Origin of the sequence: Crystallibacter degradans (genome assembly GCF_012952295.1) — a bacterium.
Lineage (GTDB): Bacteria > Actinomycetota > Actinomycetes > Actinomycetales > Micrococcaceae > Crystallibacter > Crystallibacter degradans.
Genome location: NZ_JABBCH010000001.1, coordinates 194,729 through 217,859, shown reverse-complemented (window position 1 = coordinate 217,859; position 23,131 = coordinate 194,729). Strand labels below are relative to the sequence as shown.

16 protein-coding genes are annotated in these 23,131 nt (G+C 67.2%); 10 read left to right on the top strand and 6 right to left on the bottom strand.

From position 1 onward, the window contains the following. Positions 1-18 precede the first annotated feature (18 nt). Together ahcY and HGO92_RS00900 are read left to right on the top strand one after the other, a co-directional pair. On the top strand, positions 19-1,521 hold the full coding sequence (gene ahcY / locus HGO92_RS00905; RefSeq protein ID WP_139005227.1) for an adenosylhomocysteinase: 1,503 nt from the start codon (positions 19-21) through the stop codon (positions 1,519-1,521). A gap of 408 nt (positions 1,522-1,929) precedes the next feature. Then, complete coding sequence (locus HGO92_RS00900) at positions 1,930-3,039, top strand: pyridoxal-phosphate-dependent aminotransferase family protein (protein ID WP_169991040.1); 1,110 nt, start codon at positions 1,930-1,932, stop codon at positions 3,037-3,039. 48 nt (positions 3,040-3,087) lie between these two features. On the opposite strand, the gene HGO92_RS00895 is transcribed toward HGO92_RS00900, so the two are convergent. Further along, entirely contained in the window at positions 3,088-3,891 is an 804-nt protein-coding gene (locus HGO92_RS00895) for an RDD family protein (protein ID WP_139005229.1), read from the bottom strand. 110 nt (positions 3,892-4,001) lie between these two features. On the opposite strand from HGO92_RS00895, the gene HGO92_RS00890 reads away from it, so the two are divergent. Together HGO92_RS00890 and HGO92_RS00885 are read left to right on the top strand one after the other, a co-directional pair. Further along, positions 4,002-4,994, top strand: coding sequence for a stage II sporulation protein M (locus HGO92_RS00890; protein WP_346768804.1), 993 nt, complete (start codon positions 4,002-4,004; stop codon positions 4,992-4,994). Positions 4,995-5,155: 161 nt separating this feature from the next. Then, positions 5,156-6,862 (top strand): TIGR01906 family membrane protein, encoded by a 1,707-nt coding sequence (locus tag HGO92_RS00885; RefSeq protein ID WP_346768803.1) that lies wholly within the window; start codon positions 5,156-5,158, stop codon positions 6,860-6,862. Between the two features lie 78 nt (positions 6,863-6,940). On the opposite strand, the gene HGO92_RS00880 is transcribed toward HGO92_RS00885, so the two are convergent. Together HGO92_RS00880 and HGO92_RS00875 are read right to left on the bottom strand one after the other, a co-directional pair. Further along, positions 6,941-8,752 (bottom strand): AMP-binding protein, encoded by a 1,812-nt coding sequence (locus HGO92_RS00880; RefSeq protein ID WP_169991038.1) that lies wholly within the window; start codon positions 8,750-8,752, stop codon positions 6,941-6,943. Positions 8,753-8,812: 60 nt separating this feature from the next. Further along, complete coding sequence (locus HGO92_RS00875) at positions 8,813-10,456, bottom strand: dolichyl-phosphate-mannose--protein mannosyltransferase (RefSeq protein WP_169991036.1); 1,644 nt, start codon at positions 10,454-10,456, stop codon at positions 8,813-8,815. A 532-nt stretch (positions 10,457-10,988) separates the two neighbouring features. Here HGO92_RS00875 and rsmI point away from each other — a divergent pair. Both rsmI and HGO92_RS00865 read left to right on the top strand, forming a co-directional pair. Beyond that, positions 10,989-11,855, top strand: coding sequence for a 16S rRNA (cytidine(1402)-2'-O)-methyltransferase (gene rsmI, locus HGO92_RS00870; RefSeq protein ID WP_346768802.1), 867 nt, complete (start codon positions 10,989-10,991; stop codon positions 11,853-11,855). Between the two features lie 168 nt (positions 11,856-12,023). Then, positions 12,024-13,511, top strand: a complete 1,488-nt coding sequence (locus tag HGO92_RS00865) for an NAD-dependent succinate-semialdehyde dehydrogenase (RefSeq protein WP_169991034.1) — start codon at positions 12,024-12,026, stop codon at positions 13,509-13,511. Between the two features lie 99 nt (positions 13,512-13,610). On the opposite strand, the gene HGO92_RS00860 is transcribed toward HGO92_RS00865, so the two are convergent. From HGO92_RS00860 to HGO92_RS00850, 3 genes are read right to left on the bottom strand one after another with little or no spacing between them, the layout of a single operon-like run. Continuing rightward, entirely contained in the window at positions 13,611-15,965 is a 2,355-nt protein-coding gene (locus HGO92_RS00860; RefSeq protein WP_169991032.1) for a transglutaminase TgpA family protein, read from the bottom strand. After that, on the bottom strand, positions 15,962-17,413 hold the full coding sequence (locus tag HGO92_RS00855) for a DUF58 domain-containing protein (protein ID WP_169991030.1): 1,452 nt from the start codon (positions 17,411-17,413) through the stop codon (positions 15,962-15,964). Before HGO92_RS00855 ends, HGO92_RS00860 begins: the two co-directional genes overlap by 4 nt. Positions 17,414-17,423: 10 nt before the next feature. Continuing rightward, a complete protein-coding gene (locus tag HGO92_RS00850; RefSeq protein WP_169991029.1) occupies positions 17,424-18,503 on the bottom strand; it encodes an AAA family ATPase in 1,080 nt (359 codons plus the stop codon). Positions 18,504-18,618: 115 nt separating this feature from the next. Between HGO92_RS00850 and HGO92_RS00845 the strand changes: the two genes are divergently transcribed. The 4 genes from HGO92_RS00845 to HGO92_RS00830 all read left to right on the top strand — a co-directional run bounded on the left by HGO92_RS00845 (position 18,619) and on the right by HGO92_RS00830 (position 23,063). After that, positions 18,619-19,566, top strand: a complete 948-nt coding sequence (locus HGO92_RS00845) for a TatD family hydrolase (RefSeq protein ID WP_169991027.1) — start codon at positions 18,619-18,621, stop codon at positions 19,564-19,566. A gap of 337 nt (positions 19,567-19,903) precedes the next feature. Further along, entirely contained in the window at positions 19,904-21,040 is a 1,137-nt protein-coding gene (locus tag HGO92_RS23600) for a resuscitation-promoting factor (protein WP_346768801.1), read from the top strand. Between the two features lie 167 nt (positions 21,041-21,207). Continuing rightward, a complete protein-coding gene (rsmA, locus tag HGO92_RS00835) occupies positions 21,208-22,098 on the top strand; it encodes a 16S rRNA (adenine(1518)-N(6)/adenine(1519)-N(6))-dimethyltransferase RsmA (RefSeq protein ID WP_169991953.1) in 891 nt (296 codons plus the stop codon). 29 nt (positions 22,099-22,127) lie between these two features. Next, positions 22,128-23,063 carry a 4-(cytidine 5'-diphospho)-2-C-methyl-D-erythritol kinase gene (locus HGO92_RS00830; protein WP_169991951.1) on the top strand — a complete coding sequence of 312 codons (936 nt, stop codon included), beginning with the start codon at positions 22,128-22,130 and terminating at the stop codon, positions 23,061-23,063. Positions 23,064-23,131 lie beyond the last annotated feature (68 nt).

Below are 23,131 nucleotides of genomic sequence, written 5' to 3'. Positions count from 1 at the left end.
CAACGCCCAGGAGAACACATGTCATTCGATTACAAGGTCAAGGACCTTTCCCTGGCCGAGGCCGGCCGCCACCAGATCCGCCTCGCCGAGCACGAGATGCCGGGCCTGATGGCCCTGCGCGAGGAGTTCGGCGCCAGCCAGCCGCTCAAGGGCGCCCGCATCGCCGGGTCCCTGCACATGACCGTGCAGACCGCCGTGCTGATCGAGACGCTGACCGCGCTCGGCGCCGAGGTCCGCTGGGCCTCGTGCAACATCTTCTCCACGCAGGACGAGGCCGCAGCCGCCATCGTCGTCGGCAAGGGAACTGTTGAAGACCCGCAGGGCGTGCCCGTGTTCGCCTGGAAGGGCGAGACGCTCGAAGAGTACTGGTGGACCGCCACGCAGATCCTCAACTGGCCCGGCGCTGCCGAGAACCCTGAGCTCGGCCCCAACATGATTCTCGACGACGGCGGCGACGCCACCCTCCTGCTGCACAAGGGCGTCGAGTTCGAGGCCGCCGGCGCCGTTCCGGACGCCACCGCCGATGATGCCCACGAGTACACGATCATCCTCGACGTGCTGCGCAAGTCGCTGGCCGAGGACCCGCAGCGGTGGACCCGCATTGCCGGCGGCATCCTGGGCGTGACCGAGGAAACCACCACCGGCGTTCACCGCCTGTACCAGCTGGCCGAACAGGGCAAGCTGCTCTTCCCGGCCATCAACGTCAACGACTCGGTCACCAAGTCCAAGTTCGACAACAAGTACGGCATCCGCCACTCCCTGCCGGACGGCATCAACCGCGCCACCGACGTCCTCATGGGCGGCAAGGTCGCCGTCGTCTGCGGTTACGGCGATGTGGGCAAGGGTGCCGCGGAGGCGCTGCGCGGCCAGGGCTCGCGCGTGATCGTCACCGAGATCGACCCGATCTGCGCGCTGCAGGCCGCGATGGACGGCTACCAGGTCACCACGCTGGAGAAGGTGGTGGACCAGGGCGACATCTTCATCACCACCACCGGCAACAAGGACGTCATCATGGCCTCCGACATGCTCAAGATGAAGAACAAGGCCATCGTCGGCAACATCGGCCACTTCGACAATGAGATCGACATGGCCGGGCTCGAGAAGATCGACGGCGTGCAGAAGGTCGAGATCAAGCCGCAGGTCCACGAGTGGGTCTTCGACGCCGACCCCGCCGCAGGCAAGGAGGGGCGCTCCATCATCGTGCTCTCCGAGGGCCGCCTGCTGAACCTGGGCAACGCCACCGGCCACCCGTCCTTCGTCATGAGCAACTCCTTCGCCAACCAGACCATCGCGCAGATCGAGCTGTTCACCAAGGCCGGCAAGCCTGCCGCGGACTCGACCACCGGCGAACCGGAATACGCCAAGCAGGTCTACGTGCTGCCGAAGATCCTGGACGAGAAGGTTGCCCGCCTGCACCTGGGCGCCCTTGGCGTGGAGTTGACGGAACTGAACAAGGAGCAGGCGGAGTACCTGGACGTGGACGTGGCGGGGCCATACAAGCCGGAGCACTACCGCTACTAAGTCCCAACGCACCACCGCTCTCCAGCGAACGACGGCGGGCCGGTCACCTTCGGGTGCCCGGCCCGCGGTTTTTCGTGGGCCCTGCTGCTGCTGACGGCGGTGCGACGTTTCTGTAGCCGCCCGATCCCATGTGAAGTTGCCCTAGCCCCTTCGAGCCCAGGTACTAAACGGGCCGCCGGCATCGCCGCAGGTCAGAGCATTGCTTGAATGCTAAAGCGGAGAAAAAGTGCCTAAACGTGGGCGCGAACGGACTCCCGAAGGACCGAACCACCGAAATCACCGCTCGCAGCGCTGCGCCGTGCCGCCCGTTCCCCGTGGCGGGCGAAAGCCGGACCGGCTGGCATGATGAAGTGAGGCGTGCAGCCAGGCTGCACCGAGAACCGCTCACAACGTTAGGATGCAGACGTCATGACCATGAGTCCGGATCGGATCATTCCCACCCGTCATCTGTTTGGGCCGGGGCCATGCAACCCCTACCCGGAGGCGACCGCGGCGCTGGGCCTGCCGCTGATCGGGCACCTGGACCCGGAATTCATCGCACGGATGGACCGGACCAACGAGGGGCTGCGGGTGCTCTGGGGAACCCGGAACGCCCGGACCCTGCCGCTGAGCGCCACCGGCTCGGCCGGCATGGAAGCCGCTTTCGTCAATACCGTGCAGTCGGGCGACGTCGCCGTCATCGCGGTGAACGGCCTCTTCGGCGAGCGGATGTGCGAGGTCGCCTCGCGCGCAGGCGCCGAGGTTGTGCGCGTAGACCACGAATGGGGCACGCCGGTGGACGCCGAGCGGGTTGCCGCTGCGCATCCGAACCCCACGGTGATCGGTGCCGTCCACGCAGAGACGAGCACCGGCGTCCTGAGCGATATCGCTGCGCTCGGCGCCATCAAGGGTGACGCCCTGCTGATTACCGATGCCGTGACATCCATCGGCGGCATGCCCCTCCGCGCGGACGATTGGGGCATCGACGTCGGTTATGCCGGCACGCAGAAGTGCCTCGGCGTGGCTCCGGGACTCGCACCGTTCACCATCTCGGACCGCGCCTTCGAACGCCGTGTGCCCAAGCCGCAGTCCTGGTACCTGGATCTGGGGCTGCTCGGCGGCTATGCCAATGGTGCACCCGGCGGACAGCGCGCCTACCACCACACCGCTCCGGTGGGCATGGTTGCCAGCCTCGAAGCGGGCATCAACCGCATCCTGGCGGAGGGGCTCGACGCGGTGACCGAACGCCACCGCTCGGCCGGCAAGGCTTTGCAGGACGGGCTGCAGGAGATGGGCCTGGAGCTGTTCGCGGCCGAGGGTCACCGGCTGCCGCAACTGACCACGGTGAAGGTTCCCGAGGGGGTCGACGCCGCGGCGGTCCGTGGCTACCTGCTGGAGAATTTCAACGTCGAGATCGGTGCGGGGGCCGGCGAGTTCACGTCTACCGTCTGGCGCATCGGGCTCATGGGTCCCAACGCCAACCCGGCCTCCGTGGCGCTGCTGCTGGGCGCCCTCAAGGAAGCCATCGCCAAGGCCTGACCTGATTGCGGTTTCGGTTCCAAGCCGTTGGTCCGGAACCGAAACCGCTCAGTCCTGGAACGGGAGCGAGTGCAGCCGCCGGCTTTGGGCCTGGGACCGTTCGTACTGGCGGCTGAGCCGGACGAAGTCGCGTTCCCGGCGTTCGGCCATGACCGCGATCAGGAACATTTCCGGCGCGGTCCCGGCTGGCGGCGGGGGAGAAACAAAGCCCGAGGTCTCGTTCGCCAGATCGATCGCCAGCCGTTCCCGCGAGGCCGGAATCATCTTGGGCGACTGGACGATGAACTGGGAGATCCGGCGGGCCAGCGGCTCCGGCAGCCGCCCCATGTCGGTCAGCTTCACCCACGGCACCAGCTGGGGCGGAATGTGCGGAAGTTCCTGCGGGATGACTCCCACGCGTTCGCGCATGCTGTAGGTCCCGGCGAGCAGATCGCCCAGCCGCTTGGACCGGTCATTGAAGAGTGCGACGACGAACGCCACGGAACCGAGCAGCAGGTACAGCTCGAACACGCCCACCAGCCCACGGATCAAGGCATGCCGGAAGCGGATGGAGCCGCCATCGTCGCGCACTATCCGCAGTCCCATGATCAGCCGGCCGATCGACTTGCCGCGGGTGAGCGTCTCAAAGGTCACGGGCACGATCACGAGGAAAAACACCACCATGGTCAGCACCAGGGCCTGCGCCGCCGCAGGGTCGAAGCCGATCTGCACGGTTTCCGCCAGGAACGCGGTGGTGAGGATCAGCAGCAGGAAGTTGATGATGCAATCGATCATCGAGCTCAGCGCGCGCACCCCGAACGACGCCGGACGCAGTTCCAGGACGACGGCCTCGCCCGTGACGATGTTGCTCATGCCACCACTCTACCGAGCACCCGGAGACCCGGCCGGGCGCCCGGCGGCCCGACCCAGCACTGCGCGCCTCTACCCAGCACGGCGGGGCCATGGACCGATAGGCTGGAGGCGTGGATATCGATGCCTTCACCGCGGTGCACCAGCATGACTGGAAACGCCTGGACGAGCTCAGCGCCCAGCGCCGCCTGACCGGCGAGGAAGCCGACGAGCTGCTGGTGCTCTACCAGCGCACCTCCACGCACCTGTCGATGATCCGCTCGATCGCACCCGAAAGCCAGCTCTCCGGCGCGCTTTCCACCCGGCTGTCCCGCGCGCGCACCAAGTTCACCGGCGCGCGTTCCAACTTCGCGGAGGACGTTGCCGGCTTCTTTGTGCTTTCGCTGCCTGCCGCGTTCTACCGGATCCGCTGGCTCACGGTCATTATCGGCGTCGTTTTTATCCTGGTGTCCTGGCTCTTCGGCGCCTGGGTCACCGGCAACCCGGAGGTCATCAAGGCCATCGGCTCGGACGAAGAGCTGCGCCAGTACGTCGAAGAGGACTTCGTCAACTACTACAAGGAAAACCCCAACGCGTCCTTCGCCGGCATGGTCTGGACCAACAACGCGTGGATCGCCGCCCAGTGCGTTGCCTTCGGCGTGACCGGTCTCTGGGTGCCGTACGTGCTCTACATGAACGCCCAAGGCGTAGGCATGGCCGGCGGGATGATGGCCGCCTACGACCAACTGGACACCTTCTTCCTCTACATCCTGCCGCACGGCCTGATGGAGATGACCGCCATTTTCATTGCCGGTGCCGCGGGCCTGCGGATCTTCTGGTCCTGGGTTTCGCCCGGCCGGATGACCCGCGCCGCGTCGCTCGCGAAGGAAGGCCGCTCGCTGATCACCGTGGCCCTGGGGCTGGTGCTGGTCCTGTTCATCTCCGGCCTCGTGGAGGGCTTTGTGACGCCGAGCGATCTGCCGCACTGGGCCCGCATCGGCATCGGCGCGCTGGTGCTCGCCGCGTACTGGACCTACACCTTGGTGCTCGGCCGACGCGCCTACAACGCCGGGGAACGCGGCGACCTGGGCCGCTTCGACGCCGGCGAGGTCGCCCGGACCAGCTGAGTTGTCCTTAAACTGATCCGGCCGGTACCGGGATGACTCCCTCCGGAGCCGCCGGTAACTCGGCGACTCATCAGGTGTGGTCGGGGTGGCATCCGCTGCCGGAACGCTCCCGGCGGTACTGTCTTTAACAGACGTGCCAAGCGCGAGGAAAGAGGGAGAACGTGGCAGGCGAGGACCGGATCTCCGGCAACATTGATAACCCCCGTACGGATCGTGCGCCGGATACCGACAGCGACCCGGTGGAGGCGCCCGCACCTCCGGTCCCTGCCAGCGGCCGGTTCCTTGACGAGGCCAACCGGTTGCCGATGCGCAAGGCCAGCCGGTTGCCGGATCTGAGCGCCTTCAACAAGGAACCTCGCGGGACCGCAAAGAATAACGACGGCGGTGCTCCCGCGGCGAAAAGCGACGGCGGCGCTACCAATGGGAAGAGCGACGGCGGCGTTCCCGCGGCCAAGAGCGACGGCGGCGCTCCCGCCGCTTCGCGCTTCAAACCGGACGCCGTCCCCGGCTGGGGGAGCCCGGCACCGAAGCCCACTACTTCTGCGCAGGCCGATGTTTCCGCGAATCCGGATCAGCCCGGAACAGATCGACCGGCGCCAGCCGAGGCGCGAACAGACTCCGCCAGCACTGAAGCCACAACGGCGAAGGCTGCTCCCACGGCGGCAACTCCCACCGGCAGCGAGGGACCGACAAGCGAAGCAGCCTCCACGGCGTCACCCGACTCCTCCGAGCTGCCCAGTACTGGCCGTCGGGCTGCCGCGGGCGGACCGGAGGGTGACGCTAAGTCTTCGACCGAACCACAGAAGGACGCGCAGGTTCCAAGCGGATCGACGCCCGGACCAAACCCCGGACCGAACGCCGGAGCGAACGCCGGGAACCCCGGGCCGGATCGGGCACCGGAATGGCAGCCAGGACCAGACGAGACGGTGCGGGCGGAGAAGACCCGCGCCCGGCCCGGAGATAAAGGTGCCGGCAAAACATCGGCGGCGGCAGCAACGGCGTCGTCCGCGGCGGTTGGCGGAGCCAAAGGCGGAGCGGGCAATGGGTCCGGCGCCAAACCGGGCGCAGCGAAGCCAAACCGGCCCGTGCTTTCGGACGTGGAGCGCCGCGCGGCCGAGCGCGAGGAAGCCGTCAACGCGAAGCCTCCGGCGGGCCGGATCCTGCAGGTCATGCTGGCCGTCTTTTTCCCGTTCCTGCTGATCATCGGGGCGATCCGCGCGGTCTGCACTCCGCTGTTCCTGTGGATCGAGTACCACCGGCCGGGTTTCCCCGCGGACAGTTTCGGGTTCAGCACCGAGGACCGGATGACCTACGGTTCGTACACCGTGGACTACCTGCTGAACTGGGCCGGGCCGCGCTACCTCGGCGGGCTGGTGGGGCCGGACGGGGAGCAACTGTTCCTCGACAGCGAGGTCGGCCACATGGCGGACGTGAAGACCGTGATCATGGGCGCGTGGATTGCCGGAGCGGTGATGCTGGTCCTGGCCGTGCTCGCGGTGATTTACCTGGCGCGCACGTATCCCGGCGGCATCCGCCGCGGCCTGTTCGCCGGCTCGGCGGCCACCCTGATCCTGATCATCGTGCTCGGCGTGCTGGGCGCGTTGAACTGGCAGGGCTTCTTCACCGCGTTCCACGGGGTCTTCTTCGCGGACGGTACGTGGACGTTCTTTGTGGACGACACGCTGATCCGGCTGTTCCCCGCGCAGTTCTGGATGGACGCCGGGATTGTGATCGCGGTGCTGGTGCTGATGGTGTCCTCGCTGGTGCTGGCCTTCACCTGGCCGACCAAGTCCCGGCGGGAGCGCAGCTCCGAGAAGCTCGCCGCCGCCCGCGCCCGCTACCTGCAGGACCTGCGCGAAGGCTTCTAGCCGTTCCGGCGGCCCGCACAGCAAGCACGGCGGGGCGCCAGATCAGCTGTAGAGGAGGCTTCAGCCGAAGCGGCCAGGTCAGCTGTAGAGGCGGTCGACGTCCGCAGTGAAGTCCTCGATGACCTGCGTCCGCTTGAGCTTCAGCGACGGCGTCATGTGTCCCGAAGCCTCGGTCAGTTCCTGCTGGAGCACCGTGAATTTCCGGATCTGCTCGGCGCGGGAGACCAGCTTGTTGGCATGGTCCACCGCGCCCTGCAGCTCCGCCAGCACCGCCGGATCCGAACCGGCGGAGGCAACGCTGATACCCTCCCGGGACTGCGACTGGCTCCAGGCGGCCAGGCCGTCGGGATCGATGCTCAGCAGCGCTGCCACAAAAGGCTTGCCCTCGCCGACCACCACGGCCTGCGACACCAGTTGGTGCTCCCGCAGCGCGTCCTCCAACGGACCCGGGGCGACGTTCTTGCCGCCGGCCGTGACCAGGAGGTCCTTCTTTCGCCCCGAAATGGTGAGGAAGCCGTCGTCGTCAATTGTGCCCAGATCACCGGTCCGAAAGAAGCCGTCCGTGAAGTTGTCCCGGTTGGCGTCCTCGGTGTTGTGGTAGCCGGGGGTGATGCCGATGCCCTTGATCAGCACCTCGCCGTCATCGGCAATGCGGATGGTGGTGCCCGGCAGCGGCAGGCCGACGGTGCCGATCCGGTTGCGGCCCGGCAGGTTGACCGCGGCGGGCGCGGTGGATTCGGTCAGCCCGTAGCCCTCGAGCACGGGAACGCCGATGCCGGTGAAGAAGTGCGCCAGATGCGGATTCAGGGCGCTGGCACCGGAGACCGTGAAGCCGACCTGGCCGCCGAAGACGGCGCGCAGCTTCGCGTAGACCAGCTTGTCGAACACGGCGTGCTTGAGCTTCAGGACCGGGCCCGGGCCTGAGCCGGTGCCGCGGTCCCGCGCGTCGACTGCCCGCGAATAGGCGACGGCGGTGTCGGCCGCGGCGTCGAAGATGCGGCCCTTGCCGTCGTCGTGCGCCTTTTGCTTGGCGGATGCGTAGACCTTCTCGAACACGCGCGGCACCACCAGCAGGAAGGTGGGGTTGTACGTGCGGAGGTCATCGATCAAGTCCGCCATGCTCGCCGTGTGGCCCATCTTCACGCCGGCGGCGAGGCAGATGACCTGGACGGCGCGGGCGAGGACGTGGGCCAGGGGCAGGAACATCAGCGACCTGGCGCCCGGTTCCTTGAGGATGGCGGGCAGGAATTCCGTGGTGTTCAGGGCGAGCTCGGCGAAGTTGCCGTGGGTGATGATGCAGCCGCGCGGGCGGCCCGTGGTGCCGGAGGTGTAAACCAACGACGCCGCGTCCTCCAACGTGCGCGAGGTGCGGGCCTGCTCCAGCTCCTCATCCGATACGGCAGCGCCCTGCGCCCGGAGTTCGGCCAGGCCCGGGTCTTTGCCGGCCATGGTCCAGACCGGCAGCGGGGCGGGCAGCTCCTGCATGGCCGTATTCACGACGGCGGCCTTGGACTCGTCCTCCACAAAGACGAGCTTGGCGCCGGAATCGGAGAGGATCCACTGCACCTGGTGGGCCGAGGACGTCTCATAAATGGGGACCACCACGGCGCCGGCAAACCAGCCCGCAAGGTCTACCACCGTCCACTCGAACCGGGTCTTGGACATCACGGCGATCTTGTCCCCGGGCCGGATGCCGGCGTTGATCAGCCCCTTGGCCAGAGAGGAAACCTGGCCGAGGAGTTCGGCGGCGGACACATCGGTCCACACGCCGGCCCGCTTCACGGCATAGAGCGCATGCTGCGGGTTGCGCTTGTGCCGCGCCAGGAGAATGTCCGTGATGTTGGAGCCGTCCGGCATGCGCTCCAGCAGTTCGGTTGATGCTTCGCGCACCGCGTTCTCACTTTCATCGTTGGGTATGGTTCGGGTTTCGTGTTGCCCGTGGCCGTCTGCTCATACCCAGCTGGGCATCCACATCCGCCACCGCCACTGATCGTAAGGGATCTGCTCGGCCGTCCAGACCGGCATGAAATACGCCGAGACCAGCAGCACGGCAATGATGAACCCGCCGACCACCACCAGTCCCTGGCGGCGCCGCCACGCCGGGTCGGTCCGTTTGCCGAGGAACAGGCCGAGCACATAGGTCAGGGCCAGGATCAGGAACGGCTGGAAGGAGATGGCGTAGAAGAAGAATGTGGTGCGGTCCGGGAACAGGAACCATGGGAGGTAGCCGGCGGCCAGTCCTGCCAGGATCGCGCCGGCGCGCCAGTCGCGGCGGCCCAGCCAGGCGAAGGCGACGGCGATCAGCGCCAGTGCCGCGGCCCACCAGATGAGCGGGTTGCCCACCACCGTCACGGCGGTGGAGCACGTGTCGACGGCGCATCCGTTCACGCCGTTCTTATCCGAGTGGTAGTAGAAGGAGGTGGGCCGGCCCATGAACAGCCAGGTCCAGGCGTTGGACTGGTACGGGTGCTCGGAATCCAGCCCGTTGTGGAAGGTGTAGGCACTGCGGTGGTACTCGGCGAGGGAGCGAAGCGGGTCCGGCACCCAGCCCCAGATGCCGCCGGCATTGTCCCGGGCCCATTGCCGGTGGTAGGCATCTTCGGACAGGAACCAGCCCGTCCACGTGGCCAGATAGGTAGCCGCGGCCAGCGGCATCATGGTGAAGAACGCAGGCACGCCGTCGCGGAAGACCCCGCCGGAGATCCAGCCACGGATTCCGGCAATGCGGCGTGCATTGACATCCCACAGCACGGCCATCACACAGAACACCGCGACGAAGGACAGCGCCGACCACTTCGTTCCGACGGCGAGACCCATGCAGACCGCGGCCACCAGCCGCCATGGCCGCCACAGCACTAACGGACCGTAGAGCAACGGCAGTTTATTAGGTACCCCGGACGGCCCGGCGAGAGCCGCCATTTTGCCGGCCAGCCGCCGTCGTCCGTCGTCGCGGTCCAGCAGCAGTGCACCGAACGCCGCGACCACCCAGAAGGCGAGGAAGATATCCAGCAGCGAGGTGCGTGAATGCACCAGATGGTGGCCGTCGACGGCGGTCAGCAGACCGGCGACACCGCCCAGGACGGGGGACTTGAACAGTCTCTGGGCGATCAGCGCGATCATCAAAATGGACAGTGTGCCGGCCAGGGCCGCGCCGAAACGCCAGCCGAAGCCGTTGTCGGAGCCGAACAGCCACATGCCGAACGCGATCATCCACTTGCCGACCGGCGGATGGACCACATATTCGGGGGAGTCCAGCAGGATGTCCGGTTTGCCAGCGTTGAAGGAATCATTGGCGTCTTCCGGCCACTCACGCTCGTAGCCGGACTGCAGGTAGGAGTAGGCGTCCTTGACGTAGTAGGTCTCGTCGAAAACGAGGGAGCCGGGTTCGCCCAGCCGGTAGAAGCGCAGGATTCCGCCGATCACCGCGGCCAACACGGGGACCAGCCAGCCCCAGATCCCGAAGGCTACAGGCGAGCCCAGCAGACGCCGCTTGAGGACCTCTGCTTTGAAGGCATGTGCCGGCGGCTGAAGCCAGTGCGCCGGGCGCTCCGGTTCCTGCTGTCGCTGGCTGGTGGTCTGGGTCACGGTAAACATGTTACCCGCGAGTAACTTGCTGGGAGCAAGCCGGGGTGGCACGACCCCGTGGGCGCTGTGGGCAGGGCTGACAGTTCAATGAAGCCACATGTAGACCTTATCTACCGGGGCTGCGAAACGTCGCCATTGTGCACATGTCAGCCTTGGCTCTCGAAGCATCCTGCGACCTCGCTGTTAGGCTGACTCAAATTGAGCGGGAGGGGAGTGGCAACTGATGCCGGGATTTCTCATTGAGTACAACCGAAGGACCGGCGATCGGCGTGTCCGCGAGTTTCCGGGGAAAAACGGCCACCGGGAAGCACTCATGCCCGTTTTGAGGCCGAAGAACGACGGCCTAGCAACGACTGGGAAGTCGTGTCGTTGAACAGCGGTTCATTGAGCGCTATCAGAACCACTCACTCCAGATACTTCTCGGGACAAGAAGTCTCCAGCCTCTGAAGGTTGGTGTTCGGCTGGACGAAGGTGTCCAAGACGACGGTCATTCAAGCACTATGCCGGCTCGCTTCCCGTAGCGGAGCGGTAGGGTTGACGTGTGAATGAGCAGGAAAAGCCGGACAGCGCGGGCCGCGGACAAATCGTGCTGGCGGGCACGCCCATCGGCAACATCGGGGATGCCTCCACCCGCCTGGTGGAGTTGCTGCAGACCGCCGATATTGTGGCCGCGGAAGATACGCGCCGGCTCCACAAACTCCTGAATGCGCTGGGCATCACTGCCACCGGGAAAATCATCAGCTACCACGAGCACAATGAAGCCACCCGGACCGCCGAGTTGCTGGAGCTCATCCGCGGCGGCAAGACCCTGATCATGGTGACCGACGCCGGCATGCCTGCAGTGTCGGACCCGGGCTTCCGCCTGGTCGAAGCCGCCGTCGAGGACGGCGTGGTGGTCACCGCCATCCCGGGGCCGTCGGCAGTGCTTACGGCGCTTGCCCTGTCGGGTCTGCCAACGGACCGGTTCACCTTCGAAGGCTTCCTGCCGCGCAAGGCAGGGGAGCGCAGTGCCAGACTCTCCGACCTGGCGGACGAAAGGCGGACCATGGTGTTCTTCGAAGCCCCGCACCGCCTCGAGCCGATGCTTCGGGCGCTGCACACGTCGTTCGGTCCGGACCGGCGCGTAGCGGTCTGCCGCGAACTGACCAAGCTGCATGAGGAGGTGCTCCGCGGCCCAGTGCGCGAGTTGTTGGAGTGGGCGGAGACATCCGAGGTGCGCGGGGAAATCGCCGTCGTTGTTGCCGGAGCCCCGGATGCAGAGCCGGAGCAGGCCGAAGACCATGTTGCAGCGGTGAATGAGCTGATCAGCCAGGGTTCCCGCCTGAAGGACGCCGTCGCGGCGGTCGCAGCGGACGCGCGGATCAGCAAGCGCGAGCTCTACTCGGCAGTGCTGGCTGCGCGTTCCTGACTTGGTCCGGCCGGCGCCATCGAACTAATCGCCCTTGTACACCTGCACAGGCGTAATAAAGCGACCTAGTGCAGTCCTGCATTTACAGCCGTGAGCGCCACCACCTACCGTAAAAGCAGTTGGGCAGCTCGCCCGTCGATTCAATGCTGAAAAATTGGAGGCACCGCTATGGGTGAAACCGCAACCCGCGAGGCAGAACTGCTCGCCAAGGTTCCCACAGGTCTGTTGATCAACGGCGAGTGGCGCGACGCCGCCGGCGGACAGACGCTCGACGTCGAGGATCCCGCCACCGGCAAGGTCCTGCTCACCATCGCCAATGCCCAGCCCGAGGACGGCGCCGCCGCACTGGATGCCGCCGCTGCCGCCCAGGCCGACTGGGCCAAGACCTCCCCGCGCGAACGTGGGGAGATCCTGCGCCGCGCCTTCGAGCTCGTCACCGAGCGCACCGAAGACTTCGCCCTCCTGATGACCATGGAAATGGGCAAGCCCCTGGCCGAAGCCCGCGGCGAGGTTACCTACGGCGCCGAATTCCTCCGCTGGTTCTCCGAAGAGGCCGTGCGCGTCAACGGACGCTACGCCACCGCCCCGGACGGCAAGAACCGCCTGCTCGTCCAGAAGAAGCCCGTGGGCCCCTGCCTGCTGATCACCCCGTGGAACTTCCCGCTGGCCATGGCCACGCGCAAGATTGCCCCCGCGATCGCCGCCGGCTGCACGGCCATCCTCAAGCCCGCTACCCTGACCCCGCTGACCAGCCTGCTCTTCGCCCAGGTCATGATCGAGGCCGGCGTGCCGGCGGGCGTGCTGAACGTCATCCAGACCTCCACCGCCGGCAAGGTCACCGGACCGCTGATCAAGGATGACCGGCTGCGCAAGCTCTCCTTCACCGGTTCCACTCCGGTGGGCCAGGCCCTCATCCGCGACTCGGCGGACAAGGTCCTGCGCACCTCCATGGAGCTCGGCGGCAACGCCCCGTTCGTGGTCTTCGACGACGCCGACCTGGACAAGGCCGTCGAAGGCGCGCTCGCCGCCAAGATGCGCAACATGGGCGAGGCCTGCACCGCCGCCAACCGGTTCATCGTGCAGGACACCATCTCCGAGGCCTTCGCCGAGAAGTTCGCCGCCCGCATCGCCGAGTTGACCCCGGCCCGCGGCACCGAGGCACACTCCAATGTCGGCCCGCTGATCGACGGCAAGGCCCGCGACGGAGTGCACGAACTCGTCACGGACGCGATCTCCCACGGCGCAACCGCCGTGACCGGTGGCGCTTTCGTGGACGGACCCGGCTACTTCTACCAGCCCACCGTGCTCACCAACGTCTCGCCGAAGTCGCGCATCCTCGCCGAGGAAATCTTCGGCCCGGTGGCTCCGATCGTCACGTTCCGCGATGAGGACGAAGCCGTGGCCCTGGCCAACGGCAGCGAGTACGGTCTGGTTGCCTACGTCTACACCAAGGACCTCAACCGCGGCCTGCGCGTGAGCGAAAAGATGGAGACCGGCATGCTCGGCCTGAACGCCGGCGTCATCTCCAACGCCGCCGCTCCGTTCGGTGGCGTCAAGCAGTCCGGCCTGGGCCGTGAAGGCGGCTCCGAGGGCATCGAGGAATACCTCTACACCCAGTACGTCGGCATCGCCGATCCGTACGCGGACCAGCTCTAACCTGCTCTACAGCGGGGCGGCAAGCCGGATGGTCTGCCGCCCCGCTGCTGTTTAACTACTCATACCTTCAAGACCAACAACGACGGCGGGGGCCAAGTGTCACCGGCGGCGGAAGAGTGACTGGGGCAGGAAGCGTCCCAGCAGGCGTTGCTGCCAGGAGCTTCTCGCCTTCAGCCGCCCGGCCACGGCCGTAACGTCCTCCCAACGGCGGCTGTTCGCCGGCGGCTGGGCAAGGGTTTGCGGATTGGCGTAGGCGGCGTGTTCGTATCCGGTGCGCAGCCGTTCCAGCGCTGCGGCGGGCGCGCCTTCGAAGGCGCCGCTGGCAGCCAGCCGCTGGTGGAAGGCCCGGGCGGACTCCTCCGGCGCGGACGGCGCTCCATAGTCCGCGGCGACGTCGAGCGTTTCCTCCCAGGCCAGCAGGGCCGACTGGCGTTCCGGCACTGCCGGCGCGAGCAGCTGGGTGCGGCGTTTCCGCGTTCGCGAGGTGCGCAGCAGCATCGGGGACAGGAGGGCCAGCAGCAGGGCAGCCACACCGGCTGCACTCCACAGCCGAGGCGCCAGGCTTTCCGCCGCGGTGCCGGTGCCGGCTTCCGGTTCGGCGCCCGCCGAGGGCAGCGGCAGGGTTGGGCCGGCACGGGGGTTGAGGTTTTCTTCCTCCGCCGGATCCGGAACGGGCGCGACTTCCGCCTGCGCGTAGTCGGGCACTGCGCCGCGGCCCGGCGTCGGCTCGAACGCCACCCAGCCGAGGTTTTCGAAGTACAGCTCGGGCCAGGCATGGGCGTCGCGTGAATCGATCTCGTATTCGGTCAGCTCGCGCCCATCCATGTCGACAACTTCACCGGTCTCATCACCGGGCGCGTAGCCGACGGCAATCCGGCTGGGGATACCGGCTGTGCGTGCCATGATCGCCATGGTCGAGGCGTAGTGGGTGCAGTAGCCGGACTTTTCCTCCAGGAAGGCGCCCACCACGTCGAAACCGCTCTGGTCGTAGCCGCCGTCCACCGGGGCCTCTTCCGAGTAGACGAAATCCGGACCGCGCAGGTAGCTCTGGATCGCCATCGCTTGCTCATAGGGCTCGGTCAGGCCGTCGAGCACACCGGCGGTGGTTTCCTCGATGATGTCCGGCATGCTGTCGGGCAGTTCGGTGAAAATGTCATCCACTACCGGAGCGTCGATCGACTCGGCTGACTCCAGCCCTTCCCGGGTCAATGCTGGTTCCACGCTGCGGACCGTATATTCCTGGTCCGCGCTGGTGGTGTTGCCGGTGCCGCGGATGGCCAGCGTGCGCGGATCCCAGGTCCAGTTGCCGCTCAGCCCCTCCACTTCGGTGGGCGCGTAGGGGGCCGGGAGCCAGGGACTGGTGAAGGAGCCCGTACTGATGACTGTGGTGGTCACCTCGCCGCGTTCCATCAGCTCGCGCGTGCTCCGCGTTCCGATCCGCTCGACCCCCGAGCGCTGGACGCCGTCGGAATCGGTGGGCCGCCAGCGGGCGCCGGCCAGGTTCTCCAGCGTCACGGACCGGATATACAGCGGGTCCGCGGAATCGGTGGCGTAGGTCATCCGGCCGAAGGCCCCGGGCCGGCGCAGGTTGTCGCCCAGGCTGACGATGGGATTGAGCCCGGTGGGTGCGCCCAGCCAGTTCAACCGGGATCCCTGCGGAAACGCTCCGCTGGTGAAGCCCGGAATCGCCAGCGGCAGCAGCAGCGTCACAGCCAGGGCCGCGGCGCCGATGGAGGCGGCGCGGGTGAACTGCCCGGCCCGGACGGTGCCCGCGGGGGCCTGATCGTCCCCGGCCAGCCATTGCGCGCAGCCCAGGATCAGCAGGAAGCCGATGGCGGCGGCCAGAAAACCCACGGCTCCGAGGCTGTTGGGCTTGATGATCGCAGGAACCATCAGGACGGCGAGCAGGCCGCCGCCGGCGGTGGCAGGCATCTGCAGCGGGACTGCCACCGTATCCACGAGCAGCGCCACCAGCCCGATGCCGACACACGCCACCATGACGATGCCGGGTGTTGCGAGCACGGGCGCCACCTGCGAGATGACGGTCTCCTGTGCCTGGTCGACCATCGGCCCCAAGGCGCGGAAGGTCCCCGGACCCGGGATCACGCCCAGGAAGCTGGTGGACGCGAAGAACATCAGCGTGACGGAGCCGATAAGGCCCGCCAGCCCCAGCAGCGTGGCGGCAACCGCAGGCCAGTTCAGTGCCCGTCCCAGCGCCGTGCCGGCTTCGACACAGAGGACGGTGAAAAAGATGTTGCCCAACCAGGCCCAGCCTTCGATGACGCCGTTCAGGTTGGCAGCGGTGAGCACCACCGCCGCGGCGATTGCGGCGGACATGAGCCAGGGCCCGGACCCAGTTGGAAGTCGCCGTCGTGAGCCATTGTCCGGCGCGAGGTATTCCGGCGTTCCGGAGCGGGCACCGTGCCCCTGTCCGCGGTCCAGCGTGGCCGTCATCGCCGGCCTCCCCGGGAGGCGGGGCCCAAACGGGCGGATCCCGCGGCGGCAGGTCCGGCGGCAGAGGCGCCGTCGGCGCGTGACCGGGCGGTGGACCCCGTGACAGCGGCCTGGGCGTCGAAGTTGCTCCACGCCGCCGGCAGCGAAGCCTTGGCGTTGACCGCGACCGCGCGCCAGCCGCCGTTGCGCAGGGCCTCGAGCACCGGCGAGGAGTCGTGCGGATGGTCCATGACCAGGATGGCGAAGGCATGTGAGCCGAACTCTGCGGCCGGGGCCAGCAGGCGGGCTTCGGCGGCGGAAATGTTGCCCAGCAGGGCCAGCAGCGGGCCCTTGAGCTTGTGTGCGGCGAGCTTGTCCATCAGCCGGTCCCCGAACGTCTCCGCCCCCGGCTGCGGCCGGTCCGACCTGCGGTGCGGATCCTCGGCCAGCCCCAGCGCGGCCAGTCCCTCCGCCAGATTCTGGTAGCCGGCAGGCCCGACGAAGCTTTCGTCCTCGGGCCATGGCGCCGAGGGGGAGCGCAGCAGGCCGGGCTCGGCGTGGACGTCGAGCAGGCGCACGGTGTAGTTGCGCTGGATGAAGTCATGCGCGGCCGAGGCCACCGCGGTGACCGCCCATTCGAACGCGGGCGAACTGTGCAGCAGCTCCCCGCCGTCGTGCTCCGCGGACAGCGACGGCAGCAGGCCGCTGCCGAACGTGTGCACGCGCTGGTCCAAAATGATGGTTGCCTGCGGAGTGGTGACGGATTCCTCCTGCCGGACCATCAGCTCGCCCTGCCGCGCGGTGGCCGCCCAATGTACCCGCCGCATCGGATCGCCGTGCCGGTATTCGCGCGTCATGACGTCGTCGTCGCTCGGATTTGCCTGCCGCCGGGTGCTGGCGGTGCCGTCCGTGCCGCGGGCGCCGGTCAACGACGTCGGCGGCAGCTCCACCGGGGCCGGCGTGACAATGAGCGCGGAGACCTCGCCCAGGTTGTGCCGGTGCCGGGCCAGCCCGAAGGGGTCCTCGAAGTCTGCGGTGACGGGGCCGATCCCGAACATCCCGCGCTTGCCGGAGCGCAGCCGGTACTCGTAGATGCTCTCGCCGGTCCGCGTGGGGTAGCGCGCCGGGAACCGGAACGTGGGGGAGCGGCCGAACCGGTGCGGCAACTGCTCCTCCATGTAGGCGATGCCGCCGAAGCTGCCGGTGCGCCGGACGGAGAGCTGGACGTGCGTGATCAGCCCGGTCTCCACGGAGGCGGGCCGGAATTTACGTTCGACGGCGAAGCGCGGCTTGAGCACCACCATCACCGCTGCGGCGAGCAGGGGCAGGGCGATGAGGAAAACCGCAAGGCTCAGCAGGTCGCGGCGGCCGAAGACCTGGGCCAGCAGCAGGGCGACGACGCCGGCGGCGAGCAGTCCCCAGCCGCGCATCGTCACGTAGCGGGTGGGTAGCCAGCCGAACCGGTCCATGGCGCTTGACCTACACAGCGGGACGGCGGGATTCGCCGTGGACCGGAACCTTGGCCAGGATGGACGCCACGATGCCCGGCGCATCCTCGCCGGCGGTCACGGCCTTGCGGTCCAGCATCAGCCGGTGCGAGAGCACCGCCTCGGAGACTGCGGCAATGTCATCCGGGAGCACAAAGTCCCGGCCGTCCAGTGCCGCGGCGGCCTTGGCGGCCCTGAGCAGTTGCAGGAGCGCACGTGGGCTGGCGCCGAGGCGCAGGTACGGGTGCTCGCGGGTGGCCCGGCCGATGTTGACGGTGTACTCCTTGACCGCGGGGGAGACATAGACGTCCTGCACGGTGGCCACCATGGCGCGGACGTCCTCGACGCCCACCACCGGTCGGACATCGGCCAGCGGGGAAGTGGACTGGTGGTTTTCCAGCATGTCCATCTCTGCCCGCTGGTCCGGGTAGCCCATGGAAATCCGCGCCATAAAGCGGTCGCGCTGGGCCTCCGGCAGCGGATAGGTGCCTTCCATCTCGATCGGGTTCTGGGTGGCCACCACCATGAACGGCGGTTCCAGCCGGTAGGAGCGCCCGTCCACGGTGACCTGGTGTTCCTCCATGCACTCCAGCAGCGCGGACTGCGTCTTGGCCGACGCGCGGTTGATCTCGTCCCCGATGACAATGTTGGCGAACACCGGCCCGGGCCGGAACTCGAAGCTGTGCTTGTCCTGGTTATAGATAGAGACGCCGGTGACGTCCGAGGGGAGCAGATCGGGCGTGAACTGGATGCGGTGGACGCTGCAGTCGATGGTGCGCGCGAGCGTTTTGGCCAGCATGGTTTTGCCGACGCCGGGAACGTCCTCCACCAGCAGGTGGCCCTGGGCCAGCAGCACGGTCAGCGCCAGCCGGGCGGCCTCCTCCTTGCCGTCGATCACGGTGTTGATCGCCGAAAGGATGCGCCCGCACGCCTCGTGGAAGTCCACCAGCGGCAACCGGCCGACGTCGTCAATCACCTGTCCGTTGGTGGCCGTACCTGCAGCAGCGGTCGCCCCGCCGGCACCTGCCTGCCGCGCGGGATCCGATACTGCCGCCTGCTGCTGGATGTCCATGGAAACCTTCCGCTAGCCTTCCCCCCAGGGCCGGATGTACCAACACTACTGGCAGAACTTTCCGGACGGTAGGGCCTGAAACGTTTCTTTCGGGCGCCGGCGATAACCTAGAAGCATGCCGAACAACCTCGCAGTCCAGCCCGGAGAAACGCCCGCCCCCTATGTCGCCGAAGCACCGTCACCGGCGGCAGGGCGCGCCCGCAGCGCCGAAGAGGAAAACAGCGGACGACGGCGGCAGCTGCAGTATCCGCCGGCGCCCGAACCCCTGCCGGTGCCGGTAATGGACAACCACACGCACCTGGATTTCCGCGACGGCGACGTGCAGGTCGGCGTCAAGGAAGCACTCGACGCCGCCGAGGCATTAGGCGTCCGCGGCGCTGTCCAGGTCGGCTGCGACCTGGAGTCCTCCCGGTTCACCATCGAAGCGGTGGAAGCAGACGCAAGACTGCTGGGCGCCGTCGCACTCCATCCGAACGACGCACCGGCCCTGGGGGAGGCGGGCACGCTCGAGGATGCGCTCGCCGAGATCGAAGCGCTCGCCGCCCATCCGCGCGTGCGGGCCATCGGCGAGACCGGCCTGGACTACTTCCGCACCGAGGGGCCGGGCCTGAAAACGCAGGAGTATTCCTTCCGCCGGCACATCGACATGGCCAAGCGGCTGGGGCTGGCGCTGCAGATCCACGACCGCGACGCGCACCAGGATGTGGTCCGGGTGCTGCGCGAGGAAGGGGCGCCCGAAAAGGTGGTCTTCCACTGCTTCTCCGGCGATGCGGAACTGGCCCGGATCTGCAACGAGAACGGCTGGAACATGTCCTTCGCCGGCACCGTAACCTTCAAGAACGCGGGCGACCTGCGCGAGGCCCTGGCTCTCGCCGATCCAGGCCTGGTTCTGGTGGAAACCGACGCCCCGTTCCTCACCCCGCACCCCTACCGCGGCAGGCCCAACGCGAGCTATATGATTCCCTACACAATGCGGGCGATGGCCGACGTTTTGGACAAGGATCTGGCGCAGTTATGCACAGAGGTGTCACGAAACACAGAAGAAATTTACGGGACTTTGTGAGCTAAGTTACTGCAGAGTATTTTTCCTAGTCAGCCCCGGTTTTCCGACGTTTCACCGGGGCTGACTTGGGACGTTCCGGCGTGACCAAAACGAGATTTTGGCCGTACTCGAGTTGGAGATGCATCACGGTTCGGTTACGGTGGGGAGCTAATGGCCGGGGTCGGGGAAGGCAACCGGACATGAAATCACTCGCTTGAGGCAAGTTGGGCGTTCCGTTCGTACGCCCAAACCCTCTCGTCTAGTGCTGCCTGCACAAAGCATCGTGCCGTGCGATTCGGCGCGCGACTGCTCGTGTCCAAGTCCTCGTGCCCGGGAAACGTTAAAAAAGTTGGGTACCGTGGCAAACGCACTGAAAAACCGCTGGGTAAAGATTGCCGGGCAAATGATCGTGATGACTGCACTCGTGCTGGGGCTCGTGGCCTTCGTCGGCAACAACAAGTCGGTGACCCTGACCGTTGACGGGCAGGCCAGCAGCGTCTCGACCTTCGGCAGCACCGTTCAGGACGTCCTGAACGACGCCGATGTCCAGGTGGGCGAGCTGGACGAAATCACTCCGTCCGCCAATGCCGAGATCACCGACGGCAGCAGCATCCAGGTCATCACAGCCAAGCCGGTCAAGCTGACCCTGGACGGTACCAGCAAGACAGTGCACTCCACCTCCGCCACCGTTGAGGACCTCCTCCACGAGCTCGGCGTCGAAGAGGATTCCGAACTTTCCGCCCCGCTGGATGCCGAACTGGCCAGCGTGAGCACGGTGACCATCACCACCCCGAAGACCGTTTCCATCACGGTGGACGGCGAAACCAAGAAGAAGATTACGACGGCGGCCACCATCGGTGAGCTGCTGAAGGAACAAAAGATCAAGCTGGGCAAGGACGACGAGCTCTCCGACCCGAAGTCCACTGAGATCAAGGACAAGCTGAAGCTCAAGATCACCCGCATCGACCGGGACCAGAAGATCGAGGTCACCGAGCCGATCGAGTTCGAGACCGAGACGAAGAAGGACTCCTCGATGTACGAGGGCGAGCAGGAGATCACCCGTTCCGGCGTCACCGGTGAGCGCACCAAGACCTACGCCCTGGTGCTGGTGGACGGCGAAGAAACTGAGCGCAAGCTGGTCAGCAATGAGATCACCCGCAAGCCGGTCACCCAGCAGGTCAGCGTCGGCACCAAGGAACGCCCGGCACCCAAACCCAAGGCTCCTTCCGGCAGCGACAACACCAACGTCGGCGGCACCTGGCAGGCCCTCGCCCAGTGCGAGTCCGGCGGCAACTGGGCCATTAACACCGGCAACGGTTACTACGGCGGCCTGCAGTTCAGCCAGAGCTCCTGGATCGGCGCCGGCGGCGGCAAGTACGCCCCGCTGCCGCACATGGCGAGCCCGTCCGAGCAGATTGCCACCGCAGAGGTCCTGCGCGGCAGCGGCGGCTGGGGCCACTGGCCGGCCTGTTCAGCCAAGCTGGGCCTGCTCTAACCGCAGCAGCATCACCCCATCGGCAGGACCCGGGCACGATCCCGGGTCCTGCCGGCGTTTAAGGCCCGGCAGAGATCAGCGGCTACGATGGCACAGTGACAGAAGCGAATTCTTCCTCAGGGCTGGCCGACGACGGCTCGGCGTCGCCAACCCGCGAGGGTGCGGCAATGTCTGCGAACGACGGCGGCCGCCCGGCTGCCGCGGGCACGGCACCTTTGCTGGGGGCAGCGGACATCAGGCGGCTAGCGGACGAACTGGATGTCCGCCCCACCAAAACCCTTGGACAGAACTTCGTCATCGACGGCAACACGATCCGCCGCATTGTCGCCGCGGCACACATCGATCCGCAGGAGACCGTGCTGGAGGTCGGCCCCGGTTTGGGCTCGCTGACCCTGGGCCTGCTGGACGCCGCCAAGCATGTGGTCGCCGTCGAAATTGATCCCAAACTTGCCGGGAAGCTGCCGGACACCGCAGCCCTCCTGCGTCCGGACGCGGGCTCGCGGCTCGACGTCGTTCTTGCGGATGCCATGAGGGTGACCGAGCTGCCGCAGCAGCCCACCGCGCTGGTGGCCAACCTCCCGTACAACGTGGCCGTGCCCGTGGTGCTGCACCTGCTGGAGCATTTCCCCTCGCTCGAGCACGGTTTGGTGATGGTGCAGGACGAGGTGGCGGACCGGCTCGCGGCGAAACCGGGCTCGAAGATTTACGGCGTGCCCAGCGTCAAGGCCGCCTGGTACTCGCAGATGCGCAAGGCCGGCGTGATCGGCATGAATGTGTTCTGGCCCGCGCCGAAGATCGCCTCCGGACTAGTGGAGTTCACCCGGCACGAACCGCCCGAAACCAGGGCAACGCGCAAGGAAGTCTTCGCCGTGATCGACGCGGCCTTCGCCCAGCGCCGCAAGACCCTGCGGGCCGCCCTCGCCGGCTGGGCGGGAAGCCCGGCCGCTGCCGAGGATGCCCTGCGCGCGGCAAACGTGGACCCGAGCGCCCGCGGCGAAGTGCTGGACGTACACGCCTTCGCGCGGATTGCCGAATTCAAACAGCCCTTGATTGCGTGAGCTAAGACCCGGTGGAGGAGGCAATGAGCATGTCCAGAAAGCGTTCGGTCCGGGTGATGGCCCCGGGCAAGATCAACGTGTCCTTCCGGATGGGCCCGCAGCGCCTGGACGGCTACCACTCCGTGGCCAGTGTCTACCTGGCCGTGTCGCTCTACGAGGAAGTCACCGCCACGGTGCGCGACGACGACCGGATCACCGTGAGCGTGCGCAACGGCTCCACGCTGCCGCTGGAACTCGACGACATCCCGCTGGACGAGTCCAACCTGGCCGTCCAGGCCGCACAGCTGATGCGCTCCATGGCAGAGCGGCCCACCGGCGTGCATCTGGACATCACCAAACGCGTGCCGATCGCCGGCGGCATGGGCGGGGGATCGGCCGACGCGGCGGCAGCGCTGGTGGCGTGCAGCGCGCTCTGGGATACCGGCTTTTCCCGCGAAGAGCTCGTCCGCATTGCCTCGGACCTCGGCGCCGACGTGCCCTTCGCCATCCTCGGCGGGGTCGCCGTCGGGCTTGGCATCGGCGACCAGCTGACTCCTGCGCTGGCCCGCAAGGACATGAACTGGGTGCTGGTGCCCGCTAGCTTCGGACTGTCCACCCCCAAGGTCTACGCCATGGCGGACCAGCTGCGCGAAGAGGCCGGATTCGAGGCCACGGAGCCGGAGGGCGTGGACCCGGCCGTGCTGAAGGCCATGCATGCGGGGGACGTGGACTCGCTGGCGAACGCCGTGGGCAATGATCTGCAAGCCGCCGCGATGGCGCTGGCGCCGGAGCTGGCCGATATCCTTGAACTGGGCGTCGCCGAGGGCGCGCTGGCCGGACTGGTCTCCGGTTCGGGGCCGACACTGGGCTTCCTGGTGGCGGACCGGCTCGAAGCCGAGGACCTTGCCCAGCGGCTCTCGGACGTGGCGGGCGTGGCGGCGCTGCCCGTGCACGGCCCGGTCCACGGCGCGCGCATCATGGCCTGACCCGGCCTGCACAGCCTGACCCGGCCTGCGATAACTTCACCTACACAGCAACAGAAAGTATCTTCACC

Bases quoted from the DNA above. Each gene is read 5' to 3' on its own strand.
- ahcY (WP_139005227.1), top strand. From the start codon at position 19: ATGTCATTCGATTACAAGGTCAAGGACCTTTCCCTGGCCGAGGCCGGC.
- HGO92_RS00900 (WP_169991040.1), top strand. From the start codon at position 1,930: ATGACCATGAGTCCGGATCGGATCATTCCCACCCGTCATCTGTTTGGG.
- HGO92_RS00895 (WP_139005229.1), bottom strand. From the start codon at position 3,891: ATGAGCAACATCGTCACGGGCGAGGCCGTCGTCCTGGAACTGCGTCCG.
- HGO92_RS00875 (WP_169991036.1), bottom strand. From the start codon at position 10,456: ATGTTTACCGTGACCCAGACCACCAGCCAGCGACAGCAGGAACCGGAG.
- HGO92_RS00865 (WP_169991034.1), top strand. From the start codon at position 12,024: ATGGGTGAAACCGCAACCCGCGAGGCAGAACTGCTCGCCAAGGTTCCC.
- HGO92_RS00860 (WP_169991032.1), bottom strand. From the start codon at position 15,965: ATGACGGCCACGCTGGACCGCGGACAGGGGCACGGTGCCCGCTCCGGA.
- HGO92_RS00855 (WP_169991030.1), bottom strand. From the start codon at position 17,413: ATGGACCGGTTCGGCTGGCTACCCACCCGCTACGTGACGATGCGCGGC.
- HGO92_RS00850 (WP_169991029.1), bottom strand. From the start codon at position 18,503: ATGGACATCCAGCAGCAGGCGGCAGTATCGGATCCCGCGCGGCAGGCA.
- HGO92_RS00845 (WP_169991027.1), top strand. From the start codon at position 18,619: ATGCCGAACAACCTCGCAGTCCAGCCCGGAGAAACGCCCGCCCCCTAT.
- rsmA (WP_169991953.1), top strand. From the start codon at position 21,208: ATGTCTGCGAACGACGGCGGCCGCCCGGCTGCCGCGGGCACGGCACCT.
- HGO92_RS00830 (WP_169991951.1), top strand. From the start codon at position 22,128: ATGTCCAGAAAGCGTTCGGTCCGGGTGATGGCCCCGGGCAAGATCAAC.